Annotated in this window: 1 protein-coding gene; it reads left to right on the top strand. The window is 62.6% G+C overall.

Annotation, left to right across the window (positions count from 1 at the left end; all coding sequences use genetic code 11):
• Positions 1 to 1,127: non-ribosomal peptide synthetase (locus AC1DYM_RS23000; RefSeq protein WP_477342370.1), on the top strand; the 1,127-nt coding region annotated here is incomplete at both ends.

The following is a 1,127-nucleotide window of genomic DNA, read 5'->3' on the forward strand; positions in this document are numbered from 1 at the left end:
GGCGCTGTGCGTGGAGCGTGGGCTGCCGATGATGGTGGGCCTGTTGGCGGTGTTGAAGGCCGGTGGTGCATACGTGCCGCTGGATCCGTCGTACCCGGCCGAGCGACTGCGTTACATGCTGGAGGATGCGGCACCGGTAGCGGTGTTGACCCAGCCTGGGCTGGGCGAGGCATGGACATCGCTCTCGGCACAGCTTGCCGTGCCGGTGCTGGACCTGACCGYGACCTCGGCGTGGGCGGAGGARGCGGACACCGACCTGGATCGTGCGGGGCTGACGCCCTCGCACCTGGCGTATGTGATCTACACCTCCGGCTCAACCGGTCAGCCCAAGGGSGTRATGGTCGAGCATCKCAACACGGGCAACCTGATCGCATGGTTTAACCAGAACTTCCCGGCAGCGGCTCTGGAACGGACGCTGTTCTCAACCTCGATCAATTTCGATACCTCGATTTTCGAGATGTTTGCGCCCTTGACTTCGGGTGCGTCGCTGGAGGTAGTCGATGACGTGCTTCATTGTGGCTCCCTGGAAGAGATCAGACTGATCAATGCAGTGCCTTCAGCACTGGGTTCGTTGCTGATGTCTCGTCAGCTGCCGTCCTCGATCGAGCGTTTCCACTTGGCGGGCGAGCGTCTGCCCCGCGAACTGGTGGACCGTCTGTTCCGCGAGACGGACGCGAAGACGGTGGTGAACCTTTACGGTCCTACGGAGACGACAACCTATTCAACGTGGGTCGCTTTTGATGCCGAGGAGAATTTCCGTCCCACCATCGGCCGTCCGATCGCAAACACGCGGATCTACATCCTGGATGGTCACGGTGAGCCGGTTCCGGTGGGTGTGGCCGGCGAGATCCACATCGGTGGTGCGGGTGTGGCACGGGGTTACCTCAACCGYGCGGAATTGACGGCGGAGCGCTTTGTGGCCGATCCGTTCCACGGTGGACGGATGTACCGCACGGGTGATCTGGGCCGGTGGCGTGAGGACGGCACGATCGAGTATTTGGGTCGTAACGACTTCCAGGTCAAGGTACGTGGTTTCCGCATCGAGCTGGGAGAGATCGAGGCACGGCTGGCAGAGCAGGTCGGCGTACGCGAGGCGGTGGTGATTGCCCGCGAAGATCAGCCGGGCG

The organism is Luteibacter sp. P1_D3, assembly GCF_056406135.1.